The sequence below is a fragment of the Massilia timonae genome, assembly GCF_001866515.1.
GTDB lineage: Bacteria > Pseudomonadota > Gammaproteobacteria > Burkholderiales > Burkholderiaceae_D > Telluria > Telluria timonae.
The window spans coordinates 3719712-3736857 of sequence record NZ_JRYB01000001.1 but is presented as its reverse complement, the minus strand read 5'-3'; the positions used below and the strand labels follow the sequence as shown (position 1 = coordinate 3736857).

Annotated in this window: 14 protein-coding genes; 6 read left to right on the top strand and 8 right to left on the bottom strand. The window is 65.5% G+C overall.

All coding sequences use genetic code 11. The annotated features are described in order from the left end of the window. Window positions 1-67 precede the first annotated feature (67 nt). The 6 genes from LO55_RS16140 (at window position 68) to LO55_RS16115 (ending at window position 7653) form a co-directional block, all read left to right on the top strand. A complete protein-coding gene (locus LO55_RS16140; protein ID WP_083415357.1) occupies window positions 68-1228 on the top strand; it encodes an efflux RND transporter periplasmic adaptor subunit in 1161 nt (386 codons plus the stop codon). Further along, entirely contained in the window at window positions 1228-4329 is a 3102-nt protein-coding gene (locus LO55_RS16135) for an efflux RND transporter permease subunit (RefSeq protein WP_071362235.1), read from the top strand. Before LO55_RS16140 ends, LO55_RS16135 begins: the two co-directional genes overlap by 1 nt. Next, complete coding sequence (locus LO55_RS16130; protein WP_071362234.1) at window positions 4326-4643, top strand: DUF3240 family protein; 318 nt, start codon at window positions 4326-4328, stop codon at window positions 4641-4643. The genes LO55_RS16135 and LO55_RS16130 overlap by 4 nt, the downstream gene beginning before the upstream one ends. Then, a complete protein-coding gene (locus LO55_RS16125; RefSeq protein ID WP_071362233.1) occupies window positions 4640-5914 on the top strand; it encodes a TolC family protein in 1275 nt (424 codons plus the stop codon). The genes LO55_RS16130 and LO55_RS16125 overlap by 4 nt, the downstream gene beginning before the upstream one ends. Before the next feature lie 209 nt (window positions 5915-6123). Then, a complete protein-coding gene (locus LO55_RS16120) occupies window positions 6124-6894 on the top strand; it encodes a methyltransferase domain-containing protein (protein ID WP_218145983.1) in 771 nt (256 codons plus the stop codon). Between the two features lie 39 nt (window positions 6895-6933). After that, window positions 6934-7653 carry a methyltransferase family protein gene (locus LO55_RS16115; protein WP_071362231.1) on the top strand — a complete coding sequence of 240 codons (720 nt, stop codon included), beginning with the start codon at window positions 6934-6936 and terminating at the stop codon, window positions 7651-7653. 237 nt (window positions 7654-7890) lie between these two features. Here LO55_RS16115 and fliE read toward each other — a convergent pair whose 3' ends face one another. The 8 genes from fliE to LO55_RS16075 all read right to left on the bottom strand — a co-directional run bounded on the left by fliE (window position 7891) and on the right by LO55_RS16075 (window position 17137). Then, window positions 7891-8247 (bottom strand): flagellar hook-basal body complex protein FliE, encoded by a 357-nt coding sequence (gene fliE, locus LO55_RS16110; RefSeq protein WP_071362230.1) that lies wholly within the window; start codon window positions 8245-8247, stop codon window positions 7891-7893. 234 nt (window positions 8248-8481) lie between these two features. Beyond that, entirely contained in the window at window positions 8482-9732 is a 1251-nt protein-coding gene (locus LO55_RS16105; protein WP_071362229.1) for a sensor histidine kinase, read from the bottom strand. Further along, a complete protein-coding gene (locus tag LO55_RS16100) occupies window positions 9725-10408 on the bottom strand; it encodes a response regulator transcription factor (protein ID WP_071362228.1) in 684 nt (227 codons plus the stop codon). Before LO55_RS16100 ends, LO55_RS16105 begins: the two co-directional genes overlap by 8 nt. 81 nt (window positions 10409-10489) lie before the next feature. Next, window positions 10490-11047 (bottom strand): hypothetical protein, encoded by a 558-nt coding sequence (locus tag LO55_RS16095; RefSeq protein WP_143054532.1) that lies wholly within the window; start codon window positions 11045-11047, stop codon window positions 10490-10492. 205 nt (window positions 11048-11252) lie between these two features. Continuing rightward, window positions 11253-11621 (bottom strand): hypothetical protein, encoded by a 369-nt coding sequence (locus tag LO55_RS16090; RefSeq protein ID WP_071362226.1) that lies wholly within the window; start codon window positions 11619-11621, stop codon window positions 11253-11255. Between the two features lie 49 nt (window positions 11622-11670). After that, complete coding sequence (locus LO55_RS16085; protein ID WP_083415356.1) at window positions 11671-13320, bottom strand: phosphoethanolamine transferase; 1650 nt, start codon at window positions 13318-13320, stop codon at window positions 11671-11673. Window positions 13321-13423: 103 nt separating this feature from the next. After that, on the bottom strand, window positions 13424-13828 hold the full coding sequence (locus tag LO55_RS16080) for a diacylglycerol kinase (protein WP_071362224.1): 405 nt from the start codon (window positions 13826-13828) through the stop codon (window positions 13424-13426). 102 nt (window positions 13829-13930) lie between these two features. After that, window positions 13931-17137 carry a CusA/CzcA family heavy metal efflux RND transporter gene (locus LO55_RS16075; protein ID WP_071362223.1) on the bottom strand — a complete coding sequence of 1069 codons (3207 nt, stop codon included), beginning with the start codon at window positions 17135-17137 and terminating at the stop codon, window positions 13931-13933. Window positions 17138-17146: the final 9 nt, after the last annotated feature.

Here is a 17146-nt window from a genome sequence, read left to right as displayed (position 1 = left end):
TATTTAAGAACTTGTTAAGAACTCCCACGCAAGATCGGCGCCATCTTCTTGCCGCCAGTCCATCATCATGACACCCGCACGCCACTTCCCCGCCGCCGCGCTGCTCGCCGCGGCCACCCTCGTTTCCCAGTCCGCCCTGGCCCAGCCGGGAGTCAAGCCGGAACAGCTCGTCGTGTCGCCCGCCCAGATCGAGCGCGCCGGCGTGAAGACCGCGCCGGCGCTGGCGACGGTGGGCGGCGGCGACGCCGGCAGCGGCGCCCTCGTATTGACGGGCACCGTGGTCGCGCCGTCCACGGCCCAGTCGGTCAGCAGCAGCAACTGGAGCGGCGTGATCCAGGAACTCAAGGCGGCGCCGCTGCAGACCGTGCGCGCCGGCGCCCCGCTCGCGGTCCTGTACAGCCAGCCGTGGATGGCGCTGCAGGCCGACTATCTCGGGCAGGCCGCCCAGGCGCGCCTGGCCAGCGACAGGCTGGCGCGCGACGAAGGCCTATACAAGGACGGCATCATCGCGCGCGTGCGCCTCGATGAAAGCCGCGCCGCGGCGCAGGCGGCCACCCTGGGCGCCGAACAGCAGGTGCATGCGCTGCGCGCCGGCGGCATGAGCGCCGCCCAGATCCGCGCCCTGGTCGACTCGCGCCAGGTGACGCCGCTGCTGACCGTGCGCGCGCAGGCCGCCGGCACCATCCTCGACATGCCGCTGGCCGCCGGCCAGCAGGTCGAGCCGGGGATGGCCGTGGCCCGCATCGTGCGCCCCGGCCCGCTGTGGGTCGAACTGCAGGCCTCGCGCCAGCAGCTGCCGTCGATCGCGATCGGCGACACGCTGCTGGTGGGCGAAGGCTGCAGCGTGCGCGTGACCGCGATCTCGCCCCTGCTCAACGACGCCAACCAGACCGCCACGGTGCGCGCCGAACAGCGCGAGCGCAACGACTGCCTGCGGGTGAACGCCTTCGTCGAGGCGCGCCTGCTGCATGCGGCGCGCCAGGACGGTGCGGTGGCGGTGCCGGCCGGCGCGCTGGCGCGGCGCGGCGCGGCGACCTATGTCTTCGTGCGCAACGCCAAAGGCTTCCTGGCGGTGCCGGTGCAGCCAGGGGCCGCCGCCGGCGAGCACGTCTGGGTCCGCGGCGCCGTGGCGGCCGGCGCGCCGGTCGCGGCGCGCGGCGTCGCCGCGCTCAAGGGCGTGTGGAGCGGGCTGGGCGAGCCGGCGCAGGAAGAGAAAGGACAACCGTGATGCTGGGCCGCTTGATTGCGCTGTCGCTGTCGCAGCGCCTGCTGGTGCTGGTGATCGCCCTCTTGATGATCGGCGCCGGCGCGCGCGCCATCGGAGAACTCTCGATCGACGCCTTCCCCGACGTGTCGGGCACCCAGGTCAAGATCGTGCTCAAGGCCCCCGGCATGACACCCGAGGAAGTCGAGACCCGCATCGTCGCGCCGGTCGAGCAGGAGCTGCTCGGCATCCCCAACCAGGCCATCCTGCGCTCGCAGTCGAAATACGCGATCGCCGACATCACCCTCAATTTTGACGACGGCACCGACGTCTACTGGGCGCGCCAGCAGGTCAGCGAGCGCCTGGCCAGCGTCATGCAGGACTTGCCCGAATCGGTCAGCGGCGGCATGGCGCCGATCACCACGCCGCTGGGCGACGTGTTCATGTTCACCATCGAAGGCCCGCTGTCGCTGATGGACAAGCGCACCCTGCTCGACTGGACCATCCGCCCGGCGCTGCGCGGCATCCCGGGCGTGGCCGACGTCAATGCCCTGGGCGGCGAAGTCAAGAGCTTCGAGGTGGTGCCCGACCCGGCCGCCCTGGCCGCGCGCAAGGTGTCGCTGGCCCAGTTGCGCGACGCGCTGGAAGCCAACAACCGCAGCGACGGCGCCGGACGCCTGGGCAGCGGCGAAGAGTCGCTGCTGATCCGCAGCGACGCCGGCGTGCACACCCTGGACGACGTGGCCGCGATCGCCATCGCCAGCCGCGACGGCGTCGCCGTCACCGTCGGCCAGGTGGCCACCGTGCGCGTCGGCAGCCTCACCCGCTACGGCACCGTGACGCAGGACGGCAAGGCCGAGGCGGTGCAGGGCCTGGTGCTGGCCATGCGCGGCGCCAACGCCCAGAGCGTCGTCGAACAGATCCGCAACCGCCTCGAGGACATCGGCAAGACCCTCCCGCAAGGCACCACCGTGAGCACCTTCTACGACCGCGGCAACCTGGTCGAGCGCGCCGTGCAGACGGTGGCCAAGGCCCTGCTGGAAGCGACGGTGCTGGTGATCGTGCTGCTGTACGTCTTTTTGGGCAATGTGCGCGCCGCGCTGGTGGTGGCCTGCATCCTGCCGCTGTCGGCGCTCGGCACCTTCCTCTTGATGCGCCACTTCGGCCTGTCGGCCAACCTGATGTCGCTGGGCGGCCTGGCGATTGCGATCGGCATGCTGGTCGACGCCGCGGTGGTGGTGGTCGAGAACATCGAAGCCCATTCGACCTCTAGCAAGCCGGGCCAGGCGCACCTGCGCCTGCACGTTATCTACCGCGCGGTGCGCGACGTGGCGGTGCCGGTCAGCGCCGGCATGGCGGTGATCATGATCGTGTTCCTGCCGCTGCTCACGCTGCAGGGCTTGGAAGGAAAACTGTTCGCCCCGGTGGCGCTGACCATTATTTTCGCGCTGGGCGCATCGCTGCTGCTGTCGCTGACCGTGATCCCGGTGCTGGCGTCGATGCTGCTCAAGGACCACCATGGCCCGGCGCCGAAGATCGTGCAGCGCATGGAAGCGGCGTATGCGTCGGTATTGGCGCACGTCATGCGCAATGAGCGGCCGGTGTTCATCGCCGCCGGCGTCGCGCTGGCCGTGGCCGCGGGCCTGTTCACCGTAGTCGGCAAGTCGTTCATGCCGACCCTCGACGAGGGCGACCTGATCATGCAGACCGAGAAGCTGCCGTCGATGAACCTGGAGGAATCCGTCAAGCAGGACCTGGCGATCCAGCGCCGCATCCTGGAACAGGTGCCCGAGGTCAGCCGCATCGTGGCGCGGGTCGGCTCGGACGAACTGGGCCTGGACCCGATGGGTCCCAACGAGACCGACGCCTTCCTGGTGCTGAATCCCCGCGAGAAATGGCGCAGCCCGGACAAGGAAGACTTGGTCGAGGCGCTGCGCCAGGCCACGGCCGATTTCGCCGGGGTGAACGTCAGCTTCACCCAGCCGATCGAAATGCGCACCGCCGAGATGCTGTCCGGCGTACGCGGCGACCTGGCCATCAAGGTATTCGGCCAGGACACCGCGCAGCTGACTGCACTGGCGCGCCGCATCGTCGGGGTGGTCGAGCGCCTGCCCGGCGCCCAGGACGTGCTCACCGTCGAAAACGAGGGCGTGCAATACCTGCAGGTCGAGATCGACCGCGTCGCGGCCGGCCGTCTGGGCCTTTCCGCCGAACAGGTGCAGGCCGACCTGCGCACCCTGGTCGAAGGCCAGCCGGTCGGCGTGGTGATCGAGGAAGCGCGCCGCCTGCCGCTGCTGGTGCGCGGCGGCGACGCCCTGCGCATGTCGCCCGAGCTGTTCCGCCAGCTGCGCCTACCGCTCGCCGACGGCCAGTCGGTCCCGCTCAGCCAGGTCGCCGCGCTGCGCACGACTGACGGCCCGGTCAAGGTCGAGCGCGAAGACGGCAGCCGCATGGCGGTGGTGCGCGCCAATGTGCGCGGACGCGACTTGGTCGGTTTCGTCGATGAGGCCAAGTCCGCCGTGGCAGCGCAGGTCAAGCTGCCCACGGGCTACAGCCTGAGCTGGGGCGGCCAGTTCGAGAACCAGCAGCGCGCCGCCAGCCGCCTGGCGCTGGTGGTGCCGGTGGCGCTGGCGCTGATCTTCCTGCTGCTATTTTCCACCCTGGGCAGCGTGCGCCAGGCCTTGCTGGTGTTCGTGAACATTCCGTTCGCGCTGATCGGTGGCATCGTCGCGTTGTTCGCCACCGGCGAATACCTGTCGGTGCCGGCCTCGGTGGGCTTCATCGCGCTGATGGGTATCGCGGTGCTCAACGGGCTGGTGATGATCACCTATTTCAACCAGCTCGCCGCGCGCGGCCTGCCGCTGGCCCAGGTGGTCAGCCAGGGCGCCCTGCGCCGCCTGCGCCCGGTGGTCATGACGGCCTGCATCGCAGGCCTCGGCCTGATCCCGCTGCTGCTGGCGACCGGGCCCGGCTCCGAGATCCAGAAACCGCTGGCGATCGTCGTCATCGGCGGCCTGGTGAGCGCGACCGCGCTGACCCTGATCCTGCTGCCGCTGCTGTTCCGCCGCTTCGGCGTGCCGAAGGCTGCGCGCGCGCCCGCCAACGACATCCTGCACACACCATGAAGACTGACGCTAACGATACCCTCCTGACGCTGGCCATCCCGGTCGGCCTGGAAGAAGACATCATCGACTTCCTCTTGCTGCACCCGAAATGGGCCGGCGGCTTCACCATCCTCGGCGCGCAAGGCGCCGGCCAGGGCGCACGCCTGCAATCGCCGATGGAACTGGTGCAGGGCCGCAGCGCGCGCAAGCTGATCCTGATCGGGGGCCTGCGCACCGAACTGGACAGCCTGCTCGCCGCGCTGGCGGCGGACATCCCGAGCCCGGAAGTGAGCTACTGGATGAGCCCCATCATCGCGAGCGGGAGGCTGGCATGAAGCGCCTTGCGATCCGCGCCCTGTTCGCGGCCATGGTACTGCCTGGCGCCGGCGCCTGGGCCGCCGCCGACACGGCGGCGCAGCTGCCGCTGGCCGGCGATCGGCTGTACGCCCTGCCGCCCGAGGCGGCGGCGCGCCAGGCGCTGGCCACCCTGCCGGCGCTGCGCGCCGGCAGCATCGGCCGCGAACTGGCCGGCGCCGAGCGCGAGCGCCTTGCCGCCGGTCCCTACGAATGGATCGCCAGCGCCGGCCTGGCCCGGCGCAGCATCCGCGCCAGCGACGAACGCTTCCGCGAAGAGGAGGCCAGCCTCGAGCGCACCGTACGCTGGTTCGGCAAGGCCGGCCAGGACCGCGCCATCGGCGACCAGGGCGTGGCGCTGGCCGAATCGCAGCGCGCCGACCTGTGGCACGAAGCGGGCCGCGCGCTGATGCGCGACTGGTACGCCGCGCTGACCGCCCACGCCGCCGAGCTGCGCCTGGCGCAGCAGCACGCGCTGGTGGAACGGCTGCGGCAAGTCGCCGAGCGGCGGGTCAAGGCCGGCGACGGCGCCGCCCTCGAACTGATGCAGGCCGACACCGAATTGCGCCGCTCCGGCGCCCTGCTGGAACAGGCGCGCCTGGACGCAGTGCAGGCGCGCAGCCTGCTGGCCGCCACCTATGCCACGCTGCCGGCGCCCGACGCGCATGCGCTGCCGGAACCGGGCGCGCTCGAGGCCCAGGCGCAGGTGGACCTGCCGCACCTGATGCACGACAACCACGAACTGGCGCTGGCCAGGGCCGAATCGGAGTGGGAGCGGCTGCGCGCGCGGCGTGCGTCCAGCGAGCGCATGCCCGACCCGACCATCGGCGTGCGCGTGGCGCGCGAGCGCGCCGGCGAAGAGCGGCTGGTGGGCCTGAGCCTGTCGATGCCGATCCCGGGCGCGCTGCGCTCGGCCGACTCGCGGGCGGCGGCGCTGCGCGCCAGCATGGCGCAGGAGCGGGTCGAGCAGACCCGCGTGCGGGTCGAGGTCGACGCCCGCCGCGTGCTGGCCGAGCAGGCGCACCGTTACCGCCTGTGGATCGAGCTGCGCGACGTGGCGGCGCAGAGCGCGCGCCAGGCCGACCTGATGGAGCGCGCCTACCAGGCCGGCGAAACCTCGCTGGCCGACGCCCTCCTCACGCGTCGCCTGGCGCTCGACGCGGCCCTGTCGGCGCAGACTGCGCAGATCGCGGCGCTGGCCGCCGCCGCACGCGTCCAGCTCGACGCGCATGCATTGTGGAGCGCCGACTGACATGGGCTTCGCCGCACTCGCGCTGCTTGCGCTGGCCATGTCCACCGACGCCTTCGCGGCGGCCATCGCGCGAGGCGCTGCGCGCGTCACAAAGCGCTCTGGCGCCCCCTGAGTTCGCTCAAATGGTATAGCCCCTGTCTATCAAGACACTAAGTAGATTATCCAACCTGCAGTTTGTCCATTTAACGTCGATATAACTTCGGATTAACGTGCACGAGACGCTCAACAACAGACAATGTCGCCATCATTCATTCAGTGGGGGCCATGATATGGTCAATGTTGACAAAAACATCAACCAGCATAACGCCGGCTGGTCGTTCGAAAATATTAGCGATAATTTTGATGAACACATTAAGAAATCTATTCCGTTATATGATCAAGGGCATGAACTAATCTGTCACTACAGCGATTTTTTTCTCAAACCCGATAGTGTCGTTTACGATATCGGATGTTCCACTGGACAGTTTCTGGCAAGATTGGCCCGACACCATGAGCACAAGCCCAACTTGCAGATGATAGGGATCGATACCGTCCAGGACATGATCGATTTTGCATCGCGTCTTCCTGTCGATGACCCGCGCCTTTCGTTCGTGGTTGGGAATGCCCTCGATTTCGACATGAAGAAAACCGATATGGTGGTCGCCAACTATACAATACAGTTTCTCCCTCCACGTGTTAGGCAAAATCTTCTGAATGCCATTTATCAATCGCTGAATTGGGGGGGCGCCTTTTTCATGTTCGAGAAAGTGCGTGCGCCAGACAGCCGATTCCAGGATTACGCAAACCAAGTGTACACTGAATTCAAATTGAAACACGGTTTCAGCGAGGCTGAGATCATCGGCAAGGCACGCAGCATCAAAGGCGTGATGGAGCCTTTTTCCACACAGGGAAACATCGACATGCTGAAACGGGCTGGATTCTCCGACATCGTTAGCATTCAGAAATATGTTTGTTTTGAAGGATTTCTCGCCGTTAAGTAAGTTTTAAAAAATTCAGAACTCATTCATTAGGGCGTCTCCATGCTTCAAAATCTAGGCAGCTACTTTTTCCGTTATCGCAATATTATTGGACCATCAATATTCCTGATCGCGATTTTTTTTGGCAAGTCGTCCTACCCATTGAATCGACCGGGATTAAACGCTTTACTCGATCTCGCAGGCATCTCCGTTGCCTTGCTCGGGCAAGGACTCAGGATTATTACAATTGGATACGAATACATCGAGCGGGGCGGAAGAGATCGCAAGGTCTATGCCAGCAAGCTGGTTACTGGAGGTGTATTCAGCCATTGCCGAAACCCCCTTTATGTGGGAAACATCTTACTCGCCGTTGGACTGGCACTTGTTATTCACTCCACGTTGTTTTATCTGACGGTGCTTCCTTTTGTGTTGATCGCTTATATTTCAATCGTCTCTGCCGAAGAAAAATTTTTGTCCGAAAAATTCGGGAACGAGTACGTCCAATATTGCCGAAGCGTGAATCGTTGGCTCCCAAAGTGGCACGACTGGAGGCACACGATGTCGAAGCTGACATTTAATTGGACCCGGGTGATCGTCAAGGAATACAACACCATGTTCGTGGTGGTGCTCGCTTTGGCACTCGGGGTATTCTGGTCGAGCTACCAAGTCCAGGGCATTAGTGGCGTACCAGACAGCACCATCCTCATCACCGCTTTCGCAATTTGGCTGGGCTCGTACATTCTGGTACGTCATCTCAAAAAGTCTGGAAGGCTCGCCGCCTGATCGGTATCGCCAACGATGGCAACCTCGCCGGGCTGACGAACACTCGAGGTTGCCACGCACTCCTTAGGCCCTCTCCTTCCATAGCATTGCCGGGCCCTAGACTCGGCCTAAAGACAGTGCAACGATTTTAGTGTAGCTCCTCGATTGAACAGTGACCTGCAAAGAGGGGGATTAACAGAGAGCTTGTTACGGTAGCGCGCGTCCGAACCAGTGCAGATTGTCAGCTCGCTATGCTCACTACACCTGCATGTTCATGATGTCGGTGTACGCGGAAACGACCTTGTTGCGCACCTGCAGCGTTGCCTGAAAAGCGATACTTGATTTCTGCATCGCCACCATGGTGTCCGCCAGGCTAACCGAGTTGTCACCCGCAGTGAACCGCTGCCCCATGGCACGCGCTTCCGCAGAGCGATCGCTTACCGCCTGAAGCGTATTATGCAATGTCTGGGCAAAATCAACCTTGGCTACCGGCTTGCCATCGACTGCGGTCGATGCGGGCACCGGGTCCGGGCTATTGGCCGGCTTGGCCGCCGCTGACTTCAGTTGCTCCATCATGGCCTGGATGCGGCTACTGTCAATACCACCGATATTCATAGGCTCTCCTGCGCATATCATCCGACGATTTTGCGGATATCACGTCGCCGTGCTGCCCGCCTGATTTCTGCGATATCTTAGAAAACAGCTTGTTAAACGTACGTTAAATACGAGGCCACTACACACATCAGTGTCCAGCGGAGCAGGCCTCTATAGCTGGTCTGCCGATTTGTACACGCAATACGAGTGGAAGAGCGCCAGTAGCAGGACTATCCAGCATTGCGCAGCCGCCGCTCAATTATTTTCCGCTCTGGCCTGCAATGCAGGAAAACCCACGACAAATCTGCTGCCGCCATTCACGCGATCCTGATAGCTGAACGACGCTCCCAGGTAATCGCAAATCCGGGCCACGAGAGACAATCCGAGACCTGTTCCGGCCGAACCGCTCGACGGCGCGGCCCGATCACCATGTCCCAGGGTTACACGCACAGCATCGGGTAATCCCGGGCCGGTATCTTCCACGCTCAGGAGCCCATCCTCAATCATTACGGTCACACTACCCTGTTCGGTGTACTGGCAAGCGTTGCGTATCAGGTTACCCACCAAGCAGGCACAGAGCTCAGGGGGCGCGCGTACTGGCAATGGCGCATCGCCCAGGCACAGCAAGATCACTGGCTTGCCCGCCATCATGGGTTGGTAGCGCTCCACTTCGCGCCATGCCAGGTCGCGAAGCGACACTGGCGCCAATCGGTCCGCGTAGGGCTCGCGCGCCAGCAGCAGGAGAACATCTATACATTCGGCAGCCTCGCGCGCGGCCCTGGCAATGCGCTGGGCGGCGGCGTGCAGCGCCGCGGTCATTGGCTCGGCGAGAAGTATCTCGGCGGCCCCTGCGATGACCATGAGCGGGGTCCGCAACTCGTGACTTACGTCGCCAGTGAAAAAACGCTCGCGGTCCAGTACCCGCTTCATGTCGGTCGTATGGCTATCGAGAGCACGGGCAAGGAAGCCCAGTTCGTCCTCGCGGCCGGTCTCAGGTAGGGGAGTTGCCCCGGCATCGACCGCAGCTGCTAGTGCGCTGATCGGCGCCACCACACGACGCCCCACTACCGCACCCAGCATGGCTGCCAGCAGGACGAACACCGCGAACGAAGCTGCAAACATCGCATACACGACCAGCTCGACCTTCTCGTAGTCGCTCTCGTGGTCAACCACCACGTAGGGCCCGCGGGCATCGGCTCCGGACAGCACGTGCACACCGTCGCGGCCAAGGTCAGGGTCGGATACGCCCGCCGGCAGGCCGCGCAACGCAGGCGGGATGTCGGAGCCGCGATGAAAGCGAAGGCCGGCCGGCAGGTCGACCTCGAGTCCGGCCGCATCGCGCGGCAACGCCCACTTGGCGACTTCGGCCAGCCGGTCATCGACCAGCGAGGCCTCGATGCCTTCCACTGCGATGGCGGCCAGCATGGCCACCAGGATCGACAGCACGACGCCGAACAGGACGAATACGGCGACGATGCGCCGTCTGAGCGAGCTGGCCTCAGGCATCGGGCAGCACCAGGCGAAATCCAACTCCGGTCACCGTCAAGACCATCGGAGCGGAAAAGGGCTTGTCGAGCGACTGGCGCAGCGCGTGGATATGGGTGCGCAGCGCATCGCTGTCCGGACGGTCCTCGCCCCACACCGCATGCTCGAGGACCGCGCGCGGGACGATGCGTGGTGCCGCCTCCATCAGCACCTGCAGCAGGATGTAGCCGGTCCGAGTCAGGGCAACCCGACGACCTTCGCGGTGAGCACTCTGCAAGTCCGGGTCGAACACCAGCTCGCCGAAGCGCAGCGTGCGATCGGGAACATGGCGACCCGCAGCACGCCGCGCCAGCGCCCGCAGCCGCATGTCGAGCTCGGCCAGCGAGAAAGGTTTGACTAGATAGTCGTCGGCGCCGCTGTTGAAGCCGGCCGCCTTGTCTTCCAGGCTGTCGCGCGCCGTGAGCATGAGCACCGGGGTATCGAGCCGGAATTCCGCGCGCATCTTCTGGCAAAGCTCGAGTCCGCTCAGGCCGGGTAACATCAAGTCCAGAACGACTGCGTCGTAGGCGTTTTCCGAGATCAGCGCCAGCCCGCCGTAGCCGTTGCGGGCCGAGTCCACGACGTAGCCCCTGGGCTCCAGATAGCCGTACAAGTTGGCAAGAATGTCGGGGTTGTCTTCGATGATCAAGATGCGCATGGCTGGGACGTGCCGCCATCGGCACGATAGTAAAAATGAGACATCGTATTTCCTTGTAAGGGTTGCTTGGATGCCTGCACGTCAGTCGAGCAGGCTGCCGGCCTGCAGCAGATGCCGGCCTAGCAGGCCGAATAGCATCGCCAGCAGCAGGCCGATGCCGATCACTGCGTCGGCCTGCCAGGCGCCTGCGCCGAGCGCGGTAGCGGCGCACAGTGTCACCATGCCCGGCGCCAGCATCTGCGCCGGCGCGGGCGGCGCCACGGCCGGGTGGTCGACGCCATCGCCCCCTTGCCGGCGGCGCGCGAGCAGGCCGCGCAGCAACGCCGCCAGCAGGCTGGACAGCACCGCCGGGACCATCGACAGTGGCGAGAACGCCTGCACATGGGTCAGTGCGTGGATCGCGGCACCGATCAGGAATGGCGCCGGGGCCAGCAGCGCGACTGCCAGCGCGATGCGCAGGGCTGGGCGCAGGCGCGGGCCGTGCAGCAACAGCAGGGCAAGCTGATACAAGGCAGCCGCGGCGAGGGTGATACTTTCCAGCAGGCTGGCGCTGGCGGCAGCCACCAGTACCGCCAACACGCCGGCGCCAGTGGCGGCGCGCGCTAGCGCGCGGCCGGACGGATCAGGTATAGGCGTCATGAATGAACCTCCTGGAACGCGCAGCGTTGGGCCCCGCGTTCCTGTCATGTCGGGCACAATGGCCCATGTTTTGCTGTCGATCGTGTCGTGGCACAACGCGCGAGCGCGCGCCGGTCATCTGGAACGACTGGAGTGCATGCCGGACGGCCGCCGGGCAGCGCGTGGCGCTACCGGTCAGACTGGAGAATCGCGGCTGTCGTTGGGCTCAGGCGATAGAGCGCCACTGGGGACGCTCGGGAGGGGCGAGTACGCGAGAAGAGAAGGAAGGTTCTTGGTTGGCCGGGCGAGCGCCGACGCGCGCGGCGCGCCAGACGGATTCGCCGACCGCGACCGGCACGGAAACCGCGTGGCTACAGGAGGCGCAGTGCGAATGGGCGCCGCTCGCCTTCTTGGATGCGGCTGGATGGTCCAGGTCCGCCGAGGCCAGTGGATCGTGTACCTCGGACTTGTGCTGGTGGTGGCCAAAATGCTCGGCCGCCCGCCCGGTCTCGTGCATGCAATAGGCGCTGACCACGCTCCAGCTGAACTGCAGCGCGAGCGTCATTATCAACAACTGGAAGAGCCGGCGGGTCATGCGCGTCAGTATATCACCGGCGTGCGGCGCAGAACACCGCCGATCGCACTCAGCTGCTGCGGATGCACGGGCGGAAAATATCGAGGCGCGGATTCGCGATCGCGGTATTGATGTCCAGCATTCCTAGCACCGAGTGGAACAGGTTGTCATGCGAGAAAGACTGCTCGCGGCGTGCTGCCAGGCAAGTGCGGTCGATACGGAAGCGCGTGCTGAACGCATCCGACATCCACAGCATCATCGGCACCCGGGTCTGTTCAGCAGGCGCAAACAAGTAGGGCGCGCCATGCAGGTACAGGTTGCGTTCCCCGAGCGACTCGCCGTGGTCCGACACATACAGCAAGGCGGTGTCTGCGCCCCCCTCCTGCGAGGCGCGGCGCAGCATGCCGATCGCCCGGCTCAGGACATGGTCGGTGTACAGAATCGTGTTGTCGTAGGCAGCGACGATTTCTTCGCGCCGGCATTTCTGGAATTCGGTGGTCTCGCATACCGGCCCGAAGCGGGCGAAGCCGACCGGATATCGGCGCGCATATGCCGGCCCATGGCTCCCCTTCTGGTGCAGCACGACCACCAGGTCGCGCTGCGGTTGGCGCAGCATCTCCGGCAAACCTTCCAGCAGGCGCTCGTCGTAGCATTCGGCGGCGTTGCAATGCGGGGCGCCCGGTTGCGGGATCGACAAGTCGACCACCTCGATCCGGTCGCAGACGCCCTTGCAGCCCGAGTTGTTGTTGCGCCATACCACTCGTAGGCCTGCGTGGGACAGCACGTCAAGCAGGCCTTCGCGGCTGCGCGCCGTCGCGCTGTCGTATTCCTCGCGACCCATGCCCGAAAACATGCAGGGCAGCGAGACCGCGGTGGCGGTGCCGCACGACTGCACATTGGTGAAATTGATCAGGCCGGGCTCACGCGCCAGCAGCGGATTCGTCTCGCGCGCGTAGCCATTGAGCGAGAAACTGGCGGCGCGCGCCGTTTCGCCGACCACGAGCACGACGACAGTCGGCCGCGCCTGGCCGTTCCAAGTCCGGCCTTTGACCGCGTCGCGCCCGAGCGCGGCCACGGCTACTGGCGTGCGCAGCCGGCTGCGCATGTGCCCCTGCAGCGCATGCACCAGGTTCATCGGCGTCAGCTGGTAGCGCAGTTCGCGGTGTTCGCGGAATGCCGGCGCCAGCGACTTGAACGACAGCAGCAGGACCACGGCCGCGAGCAGCAGCGCCCCGCCCGCCACCCCGACACGCGTCGCCAGTCCTCGGAGGCCGGCAGGATAGTCGATGCGGGCGCGCGCCACCAGCAACGCCGGGAACAGGCCGGTCAGCCCGAGGTAGATGCCCATCTGCCAGTTGACCAGCTCAGCGGCTTCGCGGACGTCCGTCTCGAGCACATTCTGGACCATCGTGCGGTCGATCACGATGCCGTACTGGTACATGAAATAACCGATCGCGGACGACGCCAGGATGCCGGCCACCAGCACCGGCTTGTAGACCCAGCGGAAGCTGGCCAGCGCCAGCAGCGCCACGAAAAACAGCATCAGCACCAACAGCGCCGCCGCCAGCAGCGGCAGGCGCGCGGGCTCCAGGCCGCCGACGGCATCGACCAGGTCGATCCAGAATCCTGCATTGAAGGCGAGCGCGAACACCACGGCCGCGCCCAGCGAATATGTGAAGGCGCCGATGCGCCGCTTGGCTGTGATTTCCACCCGTTCCATTCCTCGAACCGCGGCCGGGAGTCGGCGCGCTGTGCGGAAGAATAGACAGCCGGTGCTCAGGCGGATGTCAGGCGGACGTTAAGTTTCCGCTAAACGCCGCGCGTCAGACCGCCCATAGGCCCATGAACAGTGGCGCGAGCAGCATCGCCCAAGTGAGCGCTGCGATGGCGATCGCCAGCAGCACGGCGGCGCTCCCCAAGTCCTTGGCACGCCCGGACAAGGGGTGGTGGGCGAGCGAGATCCGGTCGACCACTGCCTCGATCGCTGAATTCAACAGTTCCACCACCAGCACCAGCAACAGCACCACGACCAGAGCCAGCTTTTCCAGCCGCGCGACGGGCAGGAACAGGGCCAGCAGCATGCCGGGCGCCACTACCAGCAGTTCCTGGCGAAAAGCATGTTCGAACGCCCAGGCCGCCCTCAATCCCTTGACTGAGTAGCCGAATGCGGCTCCGACGCGGCGCAGGCCGCCGACGCTCTTGTATTCACTGACGATGTCTTCTTTCACTTTTCAAATCCGCCGCTCAAATCATCCGATGATAGGCGGCGGTACGTCAGGATGGCGTTAAGACTGCAGCGGACAAGGCGAGGCGACGTCCGCTGCGACCGCTCAGTGCGGCACCACCACTGGCTCCGCAACGAGCGGCTTGTCGCCGTCCTTGCGGTGCGCCATCCGGTACAGCAGCGGCAGCACCAACAGGGTCAGGATCGTCGACGACAGGATGCCGCCGATCACAACGGTGGCCAGCGGGCGCTGGACCTCGGCGCCTGTGCCGGTCGCGATCGCCATCGGCACGAAGCCGAGCGAGGCTACCAGCGCCGTCATCAGGACCGGACGCAGGCGTGTGAGCGCACCCTCGGTGATCGCCTGGTCGAGCGACATGCCGCCTTCGCGCAGCGAGCGGATGAACGAGATCATCACAAGGCCGTTCAGCACCGCCACCCCGGACAATGCGATGAAGCCCACCGCCGCGGTGATCGACAGCGGGATGCCGCGCAGCGCCAGCGCCACGATGCCGCCGGTCAGGGCGAACGGGATACCGGTGAACACCAGCAAACCATCCTTGACGTTACGGAACATCATGAACAGCAGCGTGAACACCAGGAACAGCGCAAGCGGCACCACGATCTGCAGGCGCGCGGTCGCGGACTGCAGCTGCTCGAAAGTGCCGCCCCACTTCATCCAATAACCGGCCGGGATCTTCACGCCGGCAGCGATCGCCTCCTGCGCCTCGGGCACGAAGCTACCGATATCGCGACCGCGCACGTTGGCGCTGATCACGATGCGGCGCTTGCCGTCCTCGCGGCTGATCTGGTTCGGGCCCGGGGCCAGTTCCAACGTCGCCAGCTCGCCCAGCGGGATGAAGGCCGCGCCCGCCGAGGGCGCCGCGCCGCTGCCGCTCCCGGCGCTGCCCTCCGCTCCGACTTGCGCCGGCAGCGGGATCGGCAGGCGCCGCAGCGCGTCGAGGTCGGTTCGCTGGACTTCCGGCAAGCGCACCACGATAGCGAAACGGCGGTCACCCTCGAACAGCGTGCCGGCTTCGCGCCCGCCGGTGGCGGCGGCGATGGTTTCCTGCACGTCAGACATGTTCAGGCCGTAGCGCGCAGTCTTGTCGCGGTCGATCTTGACGGTCAACATCGGCAAGCCGGTAGTTTGCTCGACCTTCACTTCGGCAGCCCCAGTCACGCGCTGCAGCACCGCTGCGATGCGCGCCCCGGTCTGGTTCAGCACGTCCATGTCGTCGCCATACAGCTTGACGGCGACGTCGCTGCGCACCCCGGAAATCAGCTCGTTGAAGCGCAGCTGGATCGGCTGCGAGAACTCGTAGGCGTTACCGGTGTACTTGCCGGCCTCTTCCTGGATTGCCGCGACCAGCTCGGCGTGGCTGCGCTTCGGCTTCGGCCAGTCGGCCTCGGGCTTGAGCATGATGTAGCCGTCCGAGATATTCTGGGGCATCGGGTCCGATGCGATCTCGGCGGTACCGGTACGGGCGAACACGCGCTCGATCTCCGGGAACTTCGCCTTCAATCCCACCTCGAGTTTTTGCTGCATCTCGACCGATTGGGTCAGGCTGGTCGCCGGGATGCGCAGCGCCTGGATCGCGACGTCGCCTTCGTTCAGGTTGGGGATAAACTCGCTGCCCAGGCGCGTGGCCAGCAGGCCGGACAGCACCACGACGACGATCGCGCCGGTCAGCACCACCGGGCCGTTGCGCAGCACGGCAGCGAGCGCCGGCGCGTACAGGTCGCGCGCCTTGGACATCAGGCGGTTCTCCTTCTCGGCCACGCGCTTGCCGATGAACAGCGCCACCGCGGCCGGCACGAAGGTAATCGAGAGGATCATCGCGCCCAGCAGGGCGATCACGACCGCGAACGCCATCGGGTGGAACATCTTGCCCTCGACCCCGCTCAAGGCGAAGATCGGCAGGTACACCACCATGATGATCAGCTGGCCGAACAGCAGCGGCCGGCGCGCCTCTTGGGCGGCAGCGAACACTTCGCGGAAGCGTTCCTTCAACGTCAGGTCACGCTTCAGGTGTTCCTGCACATGGGCGAGGCGGCGCACGCAATTCTCGACGATCACGACGGCACCATCGATGATGATGCCGAAGTCGAGCGCCCCCAGGCTCATCAGGTTGGCACTCACCTTCCCAGTCACCATGCCGCTGAAAGTGAACAGCATCGACAGCGGGATCACCATCGCCGTGATGATCGCGGCGCGAATATTGCCGAGGAAAAGGAACAGGATGACGATCACCAGGATCGCGCCTTCCATCAGGTTCTTCTTGACCGTCGCGATCGCCTTGTCGACCAGCACGGTCCGGTCGTACACCGGCACCGCCTTGACTCCGGGCGGCAGGGTACGGTTAATCTCGGCCATCTTTTCTGCCACCGCCTGCGACACTTGCCGGCTGTTCTCGCCGATCAGCATGAACACGGTGCCGAGCACGACTTCCTTGCCGTTGTCGGTGGCGGCACCGGTGCGCAGCTCCTTGCCGATGGCGACGTCGGCCACGTCGCGGATGCGCACCGGTACCCCGTCGACGTTCTTGAGCACGGTGTTGCGGATGTCGTCCATGGTGGCCACCTGGCCCGGCGCGCGGATCAGGAACTGTTCGCCGGAGCGTTCGATGTAGCCTGCGCCGGTGTTCTCGTTGTTGCGCTCCACCGCCAGCGCGATGTCGCCCAGGCCCAATCCGTAGGAGCTTAGGCGATTGGCGTCCGGCGTGATGTGGTACTCCTTGTTGAAGCCGCCGATCGAGTTGATCTCGGTCACTCCCGGCACTTGGCGCAACTGGGGCTTGATGATCCAGTCCTGGACTTCGCGCAGGTCGGTCGGCGTGTACTCGCTGCCATCCGGCTTTTTCGCTCCCTCCTCGGTCTCCACGGTCCACAGGTAGATCTCGCCCAGGCCGGTCGAGATCGGGCCCATGACGGGAGTCGCGCCTTCCGGCAGGCCTTCGCGCGCTTCCTGTAGCCGCTGGTTGACCAGCTGGCGCGCGAAATAGATGTCGGTACCGTCCTTGAAGATCACGGTCACCTGCGAAAGGCCGTAGCGCGACAGCGACCGGGTCTGCTGCAGGCCGGGCAGGCCCGCCATTACGGTCTCGACCGGGTAGGTGATGCGCTGCTCGACTTCGAGTGGCGAATAGCCCGGCGCCGACGTGTTGATCTGGACCTGGACATTGGTAATATCCGGCACTGCGTCGATCGGTAGGCGCTGGTAGTTATAGACGCCGATCGCCGCCATGGCGAGGACCAGCCCCATGATCAGCCAGCGGCTGTCGATGGCGAAACGTATGATGCGTTCAAACATGGGTTCTCC